Source organism: Flavobacterium sp. AK-301 (genome assembly GCF_058310215.1).
In genome coordinates this window covers 82886-98656 of sequence record NZ_JBZEES010000005.1, presented here as the reverse complement: position 1 = coordinate 98656, position 15771 = coordinate 82886, and the positions used below count along the sequence as shown (strand labels likewise).

Annotated in this window: 14 protein-coding genes; 7 read left to right on the top strand and 7 right to left on the bottom strand. The window is 32.9% G+C overall.

Annotated features, from left to right (window positions below; all coding sequences use genetic code 11):
* Positions 1 to 77: 77 nt before the first annotated feature.
* The 4 genes from porK to AC4FQX_RS09545 all read right to left on the bottom strand — a co-directional run bounded on the left by porK (position 78) and on the right by AC4FQX_RS09545 (position 6078).
* Entirely contained in the window at positions 78 to 1442 is a 1365-nt protein-coding gene (gene porK, locus AC4FQX_RS09560) for a T9SS ring complex lipoprotein PorK/GldK (protein WP_491167466.1), read from the bottom strand.
* 132 nt (positions 1443 to 1574) lie between these two features.
* Positions 1575 to 2726, bottom strand: a complete 1152-nt coding sequence (locus tag AC4FQX_RS09555; RefSeq protein WP_491167465.1) for a formimidoylglutamase — start codon at positions 2724 to 2726, stop codon at positions 1575 to 1577.
* 3 nt (positions 2727 to 2729) lie between these two features.
* Positions 2730 to 5243: a type I DNA topoisomerase gene (gene topA, locus AC4FQX_RS09550; RefSeq protein WP_491167464.1), complete on the bottom strand. Its 2514-nt coding sequence runs from the start codon at positions 5241 to 5243 to the stop codon at positions 2730 to 2732.
* A 64-nt stretch (positions 5244 to 5307) separates the two neighbouring features.
* Positions 5308 to 6078 (bottom strand): hypothetical protein, encoded by a 771-nt coding sequence (locus AC4FQX_RS09545; RefSeq protein WP_491167463.1) that lies wholly within the window; start codon positions 6076 to 6078, stop codon positions 5308 to 5310.
* Between the two features lie 143 nt (positions 6079 to 6221).
* On the opposite strand from AC4FQX_RS09545, the gene miaB reads away from it, so the two are divergent.
* The 7 genes from miaB (at position 6222) to groL (ending at position 12902) form a co-directional block, all read left to right on the top strand.
* Positions 6222 to 7667: a tRNA (N6-isopentenyl adenosine(37)-C2)-methylthiotransferase MiaB gene (gene miaB, locus AC4FQX_RS09540; protein WP_491167462.1), complete on the top strand. Its 1446-nt coding sequence runs from the start codon at positions 6222 to 6224 to the stop codon at positions 7665 to 7667.
* Positions 7668 to 7760: 93 nt separating this feature from the next.
* Positions 7761 to 9020, top strand: a complete 1260-nt coding sequence (locus tag AC4FQX_RS09535) for a sigma-54 interaction domain-containing protein (RefSeq protein WP_491167461.1) — start codon at positions 7761 to 7763, stop codon at positions 9018 to 9020.
* A 25-nt stretch (positions 9021 to 9045) separates the two neighbouring features.
* Complete coding sequence (locus AC4FQX_RS09530; protein WP_491167460.1) at positions 9046 to 9552, top strand: LptE family protein; 507 nt, start codon at positions 9046 to 9048, stop codon at positions 9550 to 9552.
* Positions 9553 to 9568: 16 nt separating this feature from the next.
* The gene (locus AC4FQX_RS09525) at positions 9569 to 10441 is read left to right on the top strand and encodes a tetratricopeptide repeat protein (protein WP_491167459.1); all 873 of its coding nucleotides are present in this window, start codon (positions 9569 to 9571) and stop codon (positions 10439 to 10441) included.
* Positions 10442 to 10444: 3 nt separating this feature from the next.
* Positions 10445 to 10792, top strand: coding sequence for a preprotein translocase subunit SecG (gene secG / locus AC4FQX_RS09520; RefSeq protein WP_491167458.1), 348 nt, complete (start codon positions 10445 to 10447; stop codon positions 10790 to 10792).
* 148 nt (positions 10793 to 10940) lie between these two features.
* Positions 10941 to 11216: a co-chaperone GroES gene (locus AC4FQX_RS09515; RefSeq protein WP_491167457.1), complete on the top strand. Its 276-nt coding sequence runs from the start codon at positions 10941 to 10943 to the stop codon at positions 11214 to 11216.
* 54 nt (positions 11217 to 11270) lie between these two features.
* Positions 11271 to 12902: a chaperonin GroEL gene (gene groL, locus AC4FQX_RS09510; protein WP_491167456.1), complete on the top strand. Its 1632-nt coding sequence runs from the start codon at positions 11271 to 11273 to the stop codon at positions 12900 to 12902.
* Positions 12903 to 13140: 238 nt separating this feature from the next.
* On the opposite strand, the gene AC4FQX_RS09505 is transcribed toward groL, so the two are convergent.
* From AC4FQX_RS09505 to AC4FQX_RS09495, 3 genes are all read right to left on the bottom strand, one after another.
* Complete coding sequence (locus AC4FQX_RS09505) at positions 13141 to 13833, bottom strand: DedA family protein (protein ID WP_491167455.1); 693 nt, start codon at positions 13831 to 13833, stop codon at positions 13141 to 13143.
* Between the two features lie 22 nt (positions 13834 to 13855).
* On the bottom strand, positions 13856 to 15103 hold the full coding sequence (locus tag AC4FQX_RS09500) for a dicarboxylate/amino acid:cation symporter (protein ID WP_491167454.1): 1248 nt from the start codon (positions 15101 to 15103) through the stop codon (positions 13856 to 13858).
* Between the two features lie 326 nt (positions 15104 to 15429).
* Positions 15430 to 15768, bottom strand: coding sequence for a heavy-metal-associated domain-containing protein (locus AC4FQX_RS09495; protein ID WP_491167453.1), 339 nt, complete (start codon positions 15766 to 15768; stop codon positions 15430 to 15432).
* Positions 15769 to 15771 lie beyond the last annotated feature (3 nt).

Below are 15771 nucleotides of genomic sequence, written 5' to 3'. Positions count from 1 at the left end.
GATATTCATAATAATCATCCATAAAGAATAAGTATTATATATTATATTACGATGTATAAGGAAATAAATATAATTTCTTATTTTCCAGTTACCTGAGTTCCCATATAATCCTGAACTGTTCTGAAACCAATATAACTTCTTGCTGAATCAGCATACTCATAATCTCTTGTACTTACCTGCAAGAAATAAGCAACATCTTTCCACGAACCACCTCTTGTTACTTTACGTTTATTAGTTGCATCAGAAACATTTGGATTCATAGTAGACACAAACTCATAAGCTCCTGCCTCATAGGATGAATCAGTCCATTCAGCAACATTACCTGCCATATTATAAAGGTTATATCCATTTGAACCATATGATTTTGCTTCTACTGTATATAAAGCACCATCAGCAGCATAATCTCCTCTATTTGGTTTAAAGTTAGCTAAAAAACAACCTTTGTCATCTTTAGCATAAGGACCACCCCATGGATAAGTTGCAGATTCTAAACCACCTCTGGCGGCATACTCCCACTCTGCTTCGGTTGGTAATCTAAAAGAATTTATCTGATCTCTTCCTTTTCTTTTCTTGATATAAGCATTTTTATACAATGTTCTCCATGCACAGAAAGCTTTTGACTGTTCCCAGCTCACTCCTACTACAGGATAATCGCCATAAGCCTGATGCCAAAAATAATCATTGTGCATTGGCTCATTATATGAATAAGCAAAATCTTTAATCCAAACAGTAGTATCAGGATAAATTAATTTTTCTTCAATTCTGATAAAATCTCTACGCTTACCTCCACCTTTAACTTTTGCAGCTGCCTGAATATCCATCCAGGTATAACGGAACTTTAATTTATTAACATCAACCGTTCTTCTTCCATTATATGATTCTTCTGCAGGAATGTACATAGAGTCCATTACTTCTACATAATACTCATCAGGATATTTCTGAGGATCTGTTATTAATTTCGCCTTACGATTTAATTTTCTGCCAGCATACGGATCATCATCCGTTCCTACACTATAGTAGTTCTCGTACATATATTTATCATAAGCAGATAATTTCGCTGGATCAGTATCACTAAAAGCATATTCACCGATACCACCTGTTCCGGCAGTCTGACCTAGCTCATCAGCTAAAATAGCTAACCTAACTCGTATTATCGAATCCTTAACCCATTCTACGAATTGTCTGTACTCACTATTAGTAATTTCAGTTTCATCCATATAAAAGGCCCTAACAGTAACCGTTTTAGTAGGAGCATCTTGTATATTAGCTAAATCATCATCTGATTTTCCCATAATATAAGATCCCCCAGGAACTAATGTCATACCAAAAGGCTTCTCTGGATGCCATTTTTTACCTTTAACACCTACTAATTCGCCTCTGTCGCTTGATCCACAACTAAACATTAATGACAAAATTGCTGTTAATGCAATGAACTTCTTCATATAAACTTGGGTATTATGTATTTAATTTTGAGTGCGCAAACCTATTTATTTATTTTTTAAAAAACAATTATTTTGTTAAATAAAACTTAAACCTCGCAAATCTACACTCTCCTTTTTCTGTTATTATTATTTTTAAAAAATATTTTTTCTCTGTGTTTTCCACCATCTTTCAGGCAATTCCTGGTTACAGGCACCTAAATAATCTTCATGTGTACATGGTAATAACGTATTTCTTTTTAATTTATTATTAACATTTGATATAAATGGTATTTCTATCCACCATCTTTCCGTTTTATTGCTTTTAAAAAAGATCAATTCTTCTTCTTCAAAAGGAACAATATACTTTATGTACTCCTCTCTACCGCCAAAAGGATACTCATTGGATCTATAATGAAAACCCTCTATGAAATACCACACAATCTGAGACATAAGCATTGCTTCTGCTTTAGAATTTTTATGATTAAACACACCAAAAGCAGAAACTTTGTCACTTATTCCAGCATATCTTGACAAAGAACAAATCTCTTTTCCATTGAAGCCATTTGGCACAAAAGTAATAAAATTACCTGAATCAGAGGATTTAACAACGGATAAATCTAAACTTACTAAGTCTGCATCTCTGAAAACAGGCTCCGCAATCGTCTGATTACCAGTTACTTCACCTAAACGATAAGCCTCAAAAAATAATTTTTCTATCAAATCAATTTCTTCTTGTGAATTATAGTAGGTCTGATAACCTATGTTGCTGTAATTAAACAAATTATTTGGTTCATCAACAATCATTTTCGTCAAATATGACGTTGCTGGTTCTGTTCTTTCTTCTTTTTCAAAATCAAACTTACTATCTATTGCAACCAAATTGACCATTTGTTCCAATTCATCGTATGCACGATACATAGCATAAGTCAAGTCCTGTGAGCCTCCTATAACAATTGGCACAACCCCGGTTTTTATAAGACTTGCAGTTATTTTTTCCAGTACATAATAAGTATCTGTTAAAGAATCTCCTGCATCTATATTCCCTAAATCTACAATTCTCGCATCCCAGTTTCCGGGAAACAACCTGTAAAATTCTTTTCTGAAATGGTTCAAATTTACTTTTCCTTCTTCGTCTTCCAACCCACGATTTTCTAAAACGCCAATAATTGCAATCTTAGTATTTGTCAATTCAGGAAACTCTTCTTCTGTATGCAGAATGACTTTATTCCCTAAAGACTGCTGAGAAGAAGCTTTGATAAATTCCAACATTTCCGTATCTATCGGTTTCAGAAAATCAAATTCCATTTCTTATTTCTTTTTAGTTACTGTTTTTTTTGCAGTAGTCTTTGTTGTTGTTGTTGTCTTAGTCGCTTTCTTTTCAGGAGTTTTTTTAGCAATCATTTCTTTCACTTCATCTAAAGTCAGCTTTGCAGCATCAACATCTTTACTTAATTCAATCTTTATTTTTCCTTTAGTAATTACTGATCTGCCCCAACGTGCTTTTTCTACCTTAATGCCTTCTGCTTCCCAGTTATGAATTACTTTATCAATATCTTTCTGTAATTTATCTTCTATTAATTCTACAATATCGGATTGAGATAAATTATCAAAATTATATTTCTTGTTTACATTAATAAACATTCCATTCCATTTAATGAAAGGACCAAAACGCCCTACTCCTTTTTGTACAGCTTCATTTTTATAAGTTGCAATTGGAGCATCTGCCTTTTCTTTTTCTTTAATCAGTTCTTCTGCTCTTTCTAATGTTACATCCAGTGGATCTTCTCCTTTTGGTAACGAAATAAAAGTTTTACCATGACGTACATAAGGCCCAAAACGACCATTATTCACTTCTACCTCTTCTCCTTTATAATTCCCTAAAGCCTTTGGAAGTAAAAATAAATTCAAAGTATCTTCAAGTGTAATTGTTCCTATATTCTGATCGGACATTAAACTTGCGAATTTTTTTTCTTCATCATCTGCTTCCCCAATTTGTGCCATAGGACCAAACTTTCCTAGCCGAACACTTACCTTTTTTCCGGTTTTAGGATCTATACCTAAAACTCTTTCACCTGATTCTCTTTCTGCATTTGCTTCTACTTCAACAACTGTTGGATGAAATTTATTATAAAAATCTTTCATCATTTTAGTCCAATTCTCATTTCCGGAAGCAATTTCATCGAAATCCTGCTCTACCTTCGCAGTAAAATTATAATCTAATATCGCTTCAAAATGATTTACTAAAAAGTCATTTACAATCGTCCCAATATCTGTCGGAACTAATTTTCCTTTATCTGAACCAACATTTTCTTTTAATTTTTTCTCTACTATTTTTCCGGATTGAAATACTAATTGAATATATCCTCTTTCCTGACCTTCAAAATTTCCTTTTTCAACATAATTTCTATTAATAATAGTAGAAATTGTCGGAGCATAAGTCGATGGTCTACCTATTCCCAGTTCTTCTAGTTTTTTCACTAAAGATGCTTCTGTATATCTGGCAGCCGGTCTTGTAAAACGTTCTGTTGCTGTAATATAATTATTCAATAACTTTTCATTTACTTTCATTATAGGTAACATTCCTTCCTGCTCTTCCTCTTCATCATCATGTCCTTCAAGATATACTTTTAAAAATCCTTCAAAAAGTAAAACTTCTCCTGTTGCTGTAAATAATTCTTTATGATTTGATGCTTCTATCTTAACATTTGTTCTTTCTAACTGCGCATCACTCATTTGAGAAGCTAAGGTTCTTTTCCATATCAGATCATACAATCTTGCCTGATCCCGATCTATATTAACAGAGTGTCTTGACATGTCTGTAGGACGAATTGCTTCGTGTGCTTCCTGTGCTCCTTTATTTTTATTAGCAAAAGTTCTCGGTTTACTGTATTCTTTACCATATGACTTTATAATTTCTTCCTTTGCTGCTTCTACTGCATCATTAGACAGATTTACACTATCTGTTCTCATATAGGTAATTAACCCAGCCTCATATAGTCTTTGCGCCATCATCATAGTCACTCCTACAGGAAAATATAATTTTCTTGCCGCCTCCTGTTGTAAAGTAGAAGTTGTAAAAGGTGCTGCCGGTGATTTTTTTGTTGGTTTTGTCTCCAGATCAGAAACTTTGTAATCAGAACCCGTATTTTTATTTAAAAATTCTTCCGCTTCTTTTTTTGTAGCAAAATTCTTTGGTAGTTTTGCTTTAAACACTTTTCCTGCCTCATTCGAGAACTCTGCAACAATACTATAAGAAGCTTCTGTTTTGAAATTCTGGATTTCACGTTCTCTTTCTACAATCAACCGAACAGAAACAGACTGTACTCTTCCTGCTGATAATCCTCCTTTTACTTTTTTCCATAACACAGGAGAAAGCTCATACCCCACCAGTCTGTCTAACACTCTTCTTGCCTGTTGCGCATTAACCAAATCGTAATTAATACCTCTTGGATTTTCGATTGCTTTAAGAATAGCTGATTTAGTAATCTCATGAAAAACAATACGTTTTGTTTTCTTCTCATCTAATTTTAATTCTTCTGCCAAATGCCATGCAATAGCCTCTCCTTCACGATCCTCATCACTCGCCAACCAAACAGTATCTGCTGCTTTAGATAAATCTTTAAGCTTTTTTACTAAAGCTTTTTTATCAGAAGAAACTTCATATTTAGGTTTAAAATCTTTCTCAACATCCACACCTAATTCTTTTGAAGGCAAGTCAGCAATATGTCCGTAACTTGACTCTACCTGAAAATCTTTTCCTAAAAATTTTTCTATAGTTTTAGCCTTAGCAGGCGACTCCACGATTACTAAATTCTTTGCCATTTCTCTTATTTTTGTGGGACAAAAGTATATGATTTTTTATAAACAATGATACCCGAACAATTAATTAATCACTTATTCCCTCTTCAATTCGTCCAATTTCATCAATTTCATCTTCTTTTTCAAAACCTATAAAAGCCTTGTAACTCAAGTATATTGGCACATAAGTATAAGCCACTGTAAACAAAATTCCTATACCACAAAGAAAAATCCCCATCTGTGCGATCATTCCTGCAACTAAAGTCAACAAGAAAGTCATTATCCAGTTTTTATTCCCTATTTTGAAGGAAACCTTCACAATTTCAGAAACAGATAACTCCGGATTAAAAGCATAAATTACAATTAAATAACTTAACGGGACAGACAGATATATTAAAGGGAAGAAACAAAGCATATATCCAATAATCATTATTCCAAAATATATTGTTCCCAGAATAAATGTTTTTAAAATATATTTTCCGGAAAAAAACCGAAATAAATCTCCGGAACCGGAATTTTCTCCAAAATCCTTCTCTTTACATACTGTAAAAAACCCTGCTATGAAACCAATCATTATAGCACATATCACAAAAAACCCTACAATTATTGAAATAATCAGAATAATTCCTCCTATTATATCTGAAACACCGTCTGAAACAATAGATTCCCCATCCATAAAAATTATCAGAGGAAATACAATAATCCCTACAACTACCATCATCATTACAAACATAGCCAAAACCATCAGAAATCCCTGAACCCATACTTTTTGAAATAAATCGAATGATTTACTCAATATGTTGCCAAAATCCATTGGCTTACTATTCTCTATCTTAGAATTTATTACTGAAAAATCCATAATTATATATATTAAAAAGATTATATTAAAAACTGATGCAATGATATAAAATAAAACTAGATTTTTACTCTGTCATTATGTCACCTTTTATTTTATAAATTCTATCTTTGCAAATTAAGGAACAATTCCCTAGTTGATACTTTATGGAAAAGATAATTGAAGAAGATAAACAAGGTCAGACTCTTGTATTAGAACAAAAACAAAATAATAAACGTAAGTTATTTATAGAAAGTTATGGTTGCCAGATGAATTTTGCAGACAGCGAAATTGTCGCTTCAATCATGGCAAATGAAGGTTATAATACAACTCAGATTCTTGAAGAAGCAGATTTAGTACTGATAAACACTTGTTCTATCCGGGACAAAGCAGAATTAACAATCAGAAAAAGATTAGAAAAATATAATGCTGTAAAAAGAACCAACCCTAAAATGAAAGTAGGGGTACTAGGCTGTATGGCAGAACGTTTAAAAAGCCAGTTTCTTGAAGAAGAAAAAATAGTAGATCTTGTAGTAGGTCCTGATGCCTATAAAGATTTGCCGAATCTACTTTTGGAAGTAGAAAGTGGAAGAAATGCAGTAAATGTTATTTTATCTAAAGATGAAACGTATGGAGACATCTCACCTGTTCGCTTACAAACTAATGGCGTTTCTGCATTAGTTTCTATTACTCGTGGTTGTGACAATATGTGTACTTTTTGCGTAGTACCTTTTACTCGTGGTCGTGAACGTAGTCGTGATCCTCAAAGTATATTAGAAGAAATAACTGATCTGGAGAATAAAAATTTTAAAGAAGTTACATTATTAGGTCAAAACGTAGACAGTTATTTATGGTATGGTGGCGGATTAAAGAAAGATTTTGAAAAAGCCAGTGAAATACAAAAAGCAACTGCCACTGATTTTTCTCAATTATTAAGTATGGTTGCCAAAGCCTTTCCTAAAATGAGAATTCGTTTTTCAACGTCTAATCCACAGGATATGCATGAAAGTGTTTTACACACTATTGCTAAATATAAAAACATCTGTAATCATATTCATCTTCCCGTCCAATCCGGAAGCACCAGAATTTTACAGGAAATGAACCGTCAACATACTCGTGAGGAATATATAGAACTTATTGATAAGATTAAAACAATTATTCCGAACTGTGCCATATCTCAGGATATGATTATCGGTTTCCCAACAGAGACAGAACAAGATCATCAGGATACTTTAAGTTTGATGGAATATGTACAGTATAATTTTGGTTATATGTTCTCCTATTCTGAAAGACCAGGAACTATGGCTGCCAGAAAAATGAAAGATGATATCCCTGAGGAAGTAAAGAACCATCGTTTACAGGAAGTTATTGATCTGCAACAAACACATAGTTTAAACAATAATAAAATGTATATAGGCAAAACAGTTGAAGTTCTTGTTGAAAGAATATCAAAAAAATCAGACATGCATTGGTCCGGAAGAAATTCGGAAAACACTACTGTAGTTTTCCCTAAAGCAGATTTTAAAATAGGTGATTTTGTACTAGTTAAAATAACAGACTGTACATCCGGAACACTGATAGGTGACCCTGTTTCAATAGCACTTGATAATTAAACCATAATCTTTCTGTTTTCTATTCTTATATCCTAAGAAATAAAACAGAAAATAAAATACAAACTCCGAATATCGGAAATTAAAGAATAATAAATGGAGTCTATTCAAGCAACAAAACAACGATTTGAAATTATCGGGAATGATCCGAAATTAAATCGTGCAATAGAAAAAGCTATTCAGGTTGCTCCTACAGATATTTCTGTATTGGTTACCGGAGAAAGTGGAGTTGGTAAAGAAAGTATTCCTAAAATCATACATTCTCTTTCACACAGAAAACATGGTAAATATATTGCTGTAAACTGTGGTGCAATCCCGGAAGGAACAATCGACAGTGAACTTTTTGGCCATGAAAAAGGATCTTTTACCGGTGCTACAAGCACTCGCGAAGGCTATTTTGAAGTAGCTGACGGTGGTACTATCTTTTTAGATGAAGTAGGTGAATTGCCTCTTACCACACAAGTACGGCTATTACGTGTTCTTGAAAATGGAGAGTTTATTAAAGTTGGCTCTTCCCAAGTACAGAAAACAAATGTAAGAATTGTAGCTGCAACTAACGTTCAGATGTTTGAAGCAATAGAAAAAGGACGTTTCAGAGAAGATCTTTATTATAGATTAAGCACAGTAGAGATAACACTTCCTCCTTTAAGAGATCGCAAAGAAGACATTCATTTGTTATTCAGAAAGTTTGCTTCTGATTTCGCTCATAAATACAAAATGCCTGTTATCAGATTAGAAGATAACGCTGTTGAACTATTATTAAAATTCCGTTGGAATGGAAATATTCGCCAGCTTCGTAATGTTGCCGAACAGATATCTGTATTAGAAACCAATAGAAATATTTCATTAAAAACATTACAATCTTACTTACCTCATGAAGAGACTAATCTTCCGGCAATAATTAAAAATAAAAAGAACGAAGGTGACTTCAGCAATGAAAGAGAAATTCTTTATAAGGTGCTTTTTGATATGAAAAGCGACCTAAATGATCTAAAAAAACTAACTCTGGAATTAATGCAGAAAGGAAGTCTTAAAACCCAGGAAGCTAATCAGAATCTGATAAAAAAAATCTATGGTTCTTATAATGAAAATGAAATTGATTTTGAAGAAGAACCACATGTGTCTGTTTTAAGACCTCCGGTTAATAATCAAAAGGAAGTCTTTGAGGAACCGGAAGACAATTACCTTTTTGCAGAAACAGTTGAAGAAGAAGAAACATTAAAATTAGAAGAAAAAGAAATCGAATTGATAAAAAAAGCCCTAGAAAGAAATAAAGGAAAAAGAAAAGCTGCAGCGGATGAATTGGGTATTTCCGAAAGGACTTTATACAGAAAAATAAAACAATTTGATTTATAGTTTATTTAAATTTTCAAAAAAGAATATGAGTAAAATTAAAAACATAACTTTTATTATAGTAATTTTATTTTGTTTCAGTAGTTGTTCTGTTTACAACTTTACCGGAACCGGAAAAATTGACGCTAATACTTTTCAGGTGAATTACTTTCAGAACAATGCTCCCTTAATTGAACCGGGAATTGAAAGAACATTTACACTGGAATTACAGGATCTAATCCAAAATCAAACTAACTTAAACCTGGTAACTTCCGGGGGTGATTTAGTATATGAAGGTGAAATTGTTGAATACAGAGTAAGTCCAATGACTGCTACAGCTAATCAAACTGCTGCTCAGAGTAGGCTTTCTTTATCAGTAAATGTCCGTTTTACAAATAAAAACACACCTACTGATGATTTTGAAAAAAGATTTTCTTTTTACTATGATTATAATGGAACGGAATTATTAACAGGAGCAAAACTAAATGAAGCTTTAGATGCAATCTTTGAAAGAATTACACAAGATGTTTTTAATGCTTCTCTAGCAAAATGGTAATACTAAAATTTTAATTTTGAATTTAACAGATTACATATCTTTACTAAATAACTCAAATGCTATTAATAACGAGCAGACTCTTTCTTTGGAAAAAATTTTGGATGAATTTCCATATTTTCAGAGTGCAAGAGCCTTACGCTTAAAAGGATTGTATGATCAGAATAGTTTTAAATACAATCATGCTCTGAAAATTACTGCTGCTCATACTACAGATAGAACTGTCTTATTTGATTTCATTACCTCTGATCATTTTATTTCTGTTCAGAAAGAACCTGTCTCTACTATAGAGGAGATACCTTCTCATATTGAAACTACAGAAAGTATCAGTACTGAAAAAGAAAAACAGGAACTACCGACCAACACTCTCGAAGAATCTATAAAAAATACCATAAAAGAAGCTTCACTTATTATAGAGAAAGAATCAACAGAAGAAAGTAAAGAAGATACGACTGAATCAATAGAAGAAAAATTATCTATCGGAAAACCTCTGGATTTTTCTAAAGAAGAGAAATATTCTTTTCAGGAATGGCTTCAGTTATCTAATTTTCATACTGTAAAAAGAGAGGATGATCCAATAAAAGAAGATTTTTTTGACGAATTAGATCCTGAAAGACAAAAAAAATTAGACCTGATTGATAAATTTATTGAAACCAATCCAAAAATCATAGCCAGTAAAACAAGTACTATAAACATTGCGATTTCAGAGAAAAACATTCAGGACAGCGCTTATTTAATGACCGAAACTTTAGCTAAAGTATACCTTGAACAGAAAAAATATCAAAAAGCAATTCAGGCATATGAAATTTTAATTTTGAAATATCCAGAAAAAAGTACTTTCTTTGCAGACCGAATTGACGATATAAAGACATTACAACAAAATAATAATTAAACGATGAATACATTTTCAATTTTTTTAGTTTTAATAACAATAGTTTGTTTCCTATTAATCATAGTTATTATGGTACAAAACCCTAAAGGTGGTGGATTATCTTCTACTTTTGGAAGCTCTCAGATGATGGGTGGTGTACAAAAAACTACAGATTTCTTAGATAAAAGTACTTGGGCTTTAGGTACCATACTAATCGTTTTAATTTTATTATCCGGTTTAAGTTTTGATGGCGGAAGTGCCGGAGGTTCAAAAATCATAGATGAAAAAGCGATTCCTACTGCTACCGTACCACCTGTACAAAAGGAAGTACCGACTGCAACACCAACAACTACTACTGAAAAAACAGAATAAATAATAGCATAATAATATTCTTAGTTATAGAAAATGTCAGCATGTCAGTGTTGACATTTTTTTTTAACCAAAAATGGCAATTTAACCAATTGGCATAATTTCTGTCTATTTCATAGCAATCAATTAAGTAATAACAAAATCATATATTATGGCATTAAAAATCAAACCTCTTTCAGATAGAGTTCTTATTGAACCTATAGCAGCAGAAACAAAAACAGCTTCTGGAATTTTTATTCCCGATACTGCAAAAGAAAAACCACAACAAGGTACTGTAGTAGCTGTAGGAAACGGTTCTAAAGATCACACAATGACTGTAAAAGTTGGAGATACCGTTTTATACGGAAAATACTCCGGAACAGATTTAAAACTTGAAGGTAAAGATTACCTTATCATGAGAGAAGATGATATTCTTGCAATAATCTAAAAAAAATATAGAAATTTTAACTTAAATGTTTAAAAGCAAAAAAAGACTACTAAAATGGCAAAAGAAATAAAATTTGATATTGAAGCTCGTGACGGTTTAAAACGCGGAGTTGATGCATTAGCAAATGCAGTAAAAGTAACTTTAGGACCTAAAGGTCGTAATGTAATTATTGGAAAAGCATTTGGCGGACCAACTGTAACAAAAGATGGTGTTTCTGTAGCAAAAGAGATCGAATTAAAAGATACTCTGGAAAATATGGGAGCACAAATGGTAAAAGAAGTTGCTTCAAAAACAAATGATTTAGCAGGAGACGGTACAACAACAGCTACTGTACTTGCTCAGGCAATTGTAAAAGAAGGATTAAAGAACGTTGCTGCAGGTGCTAATCCAATGGATTTGAAAAGAGGTATCGATAAAGCAGTAGAAGCTATCGTTGCTGACTTAGCGAAACAAGCTAAAGAAGTGGGTGGATCTTCTGAAAAAATAAAACAAATTGCAGCTATTTCAGCTAATAATGATGAAATCATTGGTGAATTAATTGCTACAGCTTTTGATAAAGTAGGAAAAGAAGGTGTTATTACTGTTGAAGAAGCTAAAGGAACAGATACGTATGTAGATGTTGTTGAAGGTATGCAGTTTGACAGAGGATATCTTTCTCCTTACTTTGTTACTAACTCAGAAAAAATGGAAGTAGAACTTGAAAATCCATATATTCTTTTATATGATAAAAAAGTTTCTTCTCTAAAAGAATTACTTCCTGTATTAGAACCAATCGCACAATCAGGAAAACCTTTACTTATCATTGCTGAAGATGTTGACGGTGAAGCTCTATCTACTTTAGTAGTAAATAAACTAAGAGGTTCTTTAAAAATTGCAGCTGTTAAAGCTCCTGGTTTTGGAGACAGAAGAAAAGCAATGTTAGAAGATATTGCTATTTTAACCGGAGGTACTGTAATCGCCGAAGAAAGAGGGTATACCCTTGAAAGCACTACTCTGGAAATGTTAGGTACTTGTAACAGAGTAACTATCGATAAAGACAACACAACGATCGTTAGCGGTAGCGGTGAAGCAGAAATGATCAAAAATCGTGTAAATCAGATTAAAGGTCAAATGGAAACAACAACTTCTGATTATGACAAAGAAAAATTACAGGAACGCTTGGCTAAATTGGCTGGTGGTGTTGCCGTTCTTTATGTTGGTGCTGCTTCTGAAGTAGAAATGAAAGAAAAGAAAGACAGAGTTGATGATGCATTACACGCAACCAGAGCCGCTGTAGAGGAAGGAATTGTTGCTGGTGGTGGCGTAGCCCTTTTAAGAGCTAAAAACGCCTTATCTTCATTAAAAGCAGACAATGCTGATGAAGCTACCGGTATTCAGATTGTATCTCGTGCAGTAGAAGCTCCTTTAAGAACTATTGTAGAAAATGCTGGTTTAGAAGGGTCTGTGGTAGTAGCTAAAGTAGCCGAAGGAAAAGGTGATTTTGGATACAATGCAAAAACAGACGAATATGTAGACTTGTTAAAAGCCGGTATTATTGATCCTAAAAAAGTAACTCGTGTAGCTCTTGAAAATGCTGCTTCTGTTGCTGGTATGATCCTTACTACTGAATGTGCTTTAGTTGACATTAAAGAAGAAAATACTGGTGGTGGAATGCCTCCAATGGGTGGTATGCCGGGCATGATGTAATATAAAATAATTAATTTTCTAAAAAGCAGGTTGTTTAAAACAACCTGCTTTTTTTATTCATTTATCCTAATACCATAACGCATCCATCCTGTATCTGTAGTAGAGAGGCACAGCTGTGCCTCTCTACTACAGATACAGACAGGCATATGTTTTTATATGAAATAATTACACAAAAACAAAACAGGCTGTTCTATGAACAGCCTGTTTATATTAATGAAGCAGAAATACAATTCTTATACTACAATTGTTCCTCTTCTTTCTTTGGTCCCTTTTTTAATAATTTGAACAATACAGGAACGGTTGTAAACAACACTATAACAATAATGATGACCTCTATATGCTCCTTTAAATCAATCCCGAATTTCTTTAGAAAAATATCATATAAATAGTGCCCTGCCAATAATAAGCTGAAAGACCATAATATGGAACTTACAATATTATACAACATAAATTTTTTCTTATCCATCAAAACAATCCCGGCTACAATAGGTGCAAATGTTCTGAACACCGGTAAGAACCTAGCAAAAACAATTGCTCTTCCTCCATACTTCTCAAAAAAGTCTCTGGACTGAAATAAATATTTTTTCTTAAACCAGAATGTATCCTGTCTATTATAAAGATACTCTCCACTTTTTGCTCCAAACCAATATCCTACGATATTACCTAATATACCTGCTAATGCGATCATACTGGCTAAAAGAGCAACATTTAAAAAATCACTTTCAACTACAAATAACAACTCAATCAGCTGTCTGCTGTATATACCTGCTAAAAACAGCAAACTGTCTCCAGGCAAGAAAAAACCAGCAAATAGCCCTGTCTCTGCAAAAATTATAAAAAGAACCACATAAAGCCCAATACCTACTCCTCCGATTTCCATATTAATATAGAATTCCGGATTTATAAGCTGTTTCCAATCAAAATTATCCATCTAAAAATATCTAAAATAATAACTACTCTTCTTTGCTCCCTATTCCAAGTTCACCTTCCCATTTACTTACTGCACTAGTAGATAATGCATTCCCTAATACGTTTGTCATACTACGCGCCATATCACAGAAATGGTCTATCGGAAGTATTAAAAGTATTCCTTCCGGTGGAATTCCAAACATAGTACATGTTGCCACAACCACTAATAAAGAAGCTCTAGGCACACCTGCAACACCTTTACTGGTAATCATCAACACTAATAACATGATGAACTGCTGACTAAGAGGCATGTGCACTTCATAAACCTGTGCAATAAAAATACTTGCAAAAGTCATATACATCATACTTCCGTCTAAATTGAATGAATATCCTAATGGTAAAGTAAAGGAAACTATTTTACTTGGACAACCAAATTTTTCTAATTCTTCTGTTAATTTTGGAAAAACAGCTTCACTACTGGTTGTCGAAAAAGCAATCAACAAAGGACTCTTTATTCTTTTCAGTAATTCCCATAAACGATTCCCTAAAATCAAATATCCTATTATTAATAGAACTACCCATAAAGCAAGAATACCTAAACTGAATGCAAACAAGTATTTTGCATATACAACAAATATTTCGAAACCATAACTTGCTACAGCTGCAGATACTGCTCCAAAAACACCGAATGGCGCTACCCACATAATATAACCAACCATATTCAGAATTACTTTTGCAAGTGCTTCCAATAATTTCATAAGAGGTTTCCCCACTTTTCCTAATGCTGCTAACGCTATACCAAATATTATAGAGAATATTACAATCTGAAGAATTTCATTAGTCGCCATCGCCTCAAATATACTTTTGGGAACAATATGAACTACAAATGTTTCTATTGAAAATTCATGACTCGTTTTTAATAATTCTTTTGCAGCTTCTAAATTTGCTTCAGGTGGCTTAACATCTTTTCCCGGCTCTAGCCAGTTTACTAATATCAATCCTATTAACAAAGACATCCAGGAAGCTGATATAAACCAAGCCATTGCTTTACCTCCTACTCGTCCCACCATTTTCATATCTCCCATCTTTGCTATTCCAACTACTAAAGTTGAAAAGACCAAAGGAGCTATAATCATTTGAACCAAACGGATAAATATAGTCCCTAAAAGTCCTACATTTTTAGAAAACTCTTTTGAACTGATCTGTTCATCATAGTGTATCCACCCTCCTAAGGCTACTCCTAACACTAACGCTATTATTATTGCTATAAATAGCTTATTGTTATTTTTCATTTAATTCCGTTTTAGGGTCGTGAAAGTAATTATAATTTTTTTGATTTAAGTTAAAAAATGAAAAAAAAACATAGTCCTTGAATCGAAATTACTTTTTTATCACAATGATTTCTTCGTAATAGCTTACAAATGAGAAATTTTAAAAATCTCTTATAAAAATCTGCTCTAACTTTTTTCAACAGTCTGATCACAATATTAATTCGGTATTACCTGATAATTATCAAAACCGACTAGCAACCATCTCTCTTTTTCACTTCCTTTTTTCACTCCTGTAAACCCAGAATACAAAAAAAAGTCCCAAATCATAATTTGGGACTTTTTTTATTTTAGTTTCTCTCATACATACAACAATGATGCAAATTATTATAGACTTCATCTGTTGCTTTTATTTCATCTGTATCATGACCTACTTTAGCAACTGCCGTCTTTACTGCTTTTTCATCAGCTTTTTGCTCATTCATAATCAAACGTAATGTTTTATCTTCCGGCTGCCAGACTGCAGACTTTACTCCTGAAACACTGTATGCTGCTTTTTCAATTCTTTTTTTACATAGCTCGCAATTACCATTTACTTCAATCTCATGCTTAGCATTTTTCTTTTTTTCCTGTGCAAATACTGACACACTCATTAATATTGTTAACAGAATAAAAACTATATTTTTCATATT

Excerpts from the sequence above, each read along its gene's own strand:
- porK (WP_491167466.1), bottom strand. The coding sequence starts at position 1,442 with ATGAAGAAGTTCATTGCATTAACAGCAATTTTGTCATTAATGTTTAGT.
- AC4FQX_RS09555 (WP_491167465.1), bottom strand. The coding sequence starts at position 2,726 with ATGGAATTTGATTTTCTGAAACCGATAGATACGGAAATGTTGGAATTT.
- topA (WP_491167464.1), bottom strand. The coding sequence starts at position 5,243 with ATGGCAAAGAATTTAGTAATCGTGGAGTCGCCTGCTAAGGCTAAAACT.
- AC4FQX_RS09545 (WP_491167463.1), bottom strand. The coding sequence starts at position 6,078 with ATGGATTTTTCAGTAATAAATTCTAAGATAGAGAATAGTAAGCCAATG.
- miaB (WP_491167462.1), top strand. The coding sequence starts at position 6,222 with ATGGAAAAGATAATTGAAGAAGATAAACAAGGTCAGACTCTTGTATTA.
- AC4FQX_RS09535 (WP_491167461.1), top strand. The coding sequence starts at position 7,761 with ATGGAGTCTATTCAAGCAACAAAACAACGATTTGAAATTATCGGGAAT.
- AC4FQX_RS09530 (WP_491167460.1), top strand. The coding sequence starts at position 9,046 with ATGAGTAAAATTAAAAACATAACTTTTATTATAGTAATTTTATTTTGT.
- secG (WP_491167458.1), top strand. The coding sequence starts at position 10,445 with ATGAATACATTTTCAATTTTTTTAGTTTTAATAACAATAGTTTGTTTC.
- AC4FQX_RS09515 (WP_491167457.1), top strand. The coding sequence starts at position 10,941 with ATGGCATTAAAAATCAAACCTCTTTCAGATAGAGTTCTTATTGAACCT.
- groL (WP_491167456.1), top strand. The coding sequence starts at position 11,271 with ATGGCAAAAGAAATAAAATTTGATATTGAAGCTCGTGACGGTTTAAAA.
- AC4FQX_RS09505 (WP_491167455.1), bottom strand. The coding sequence starts at position 13,833 with ATGGATAATTTTGATTGGAAACAGCTTATAAATCCGGAATTCTATATT.
- AC4FQX_RS09500 (WP_491167454.1), bottom strand. The coding sequence starts at position 15,103 with ATGAAAAATAACAATAAGCTATTTATAGCAATAATAATAGCGTTAGTG.
- AC4FQX_RS09495 (WP_491167453.1), bottom strand. The coding sequence starts at position 15,768 with ATGAAAAATATAGTTTTTATTCTGTTAACAATATTAATGAGTGTGTCA.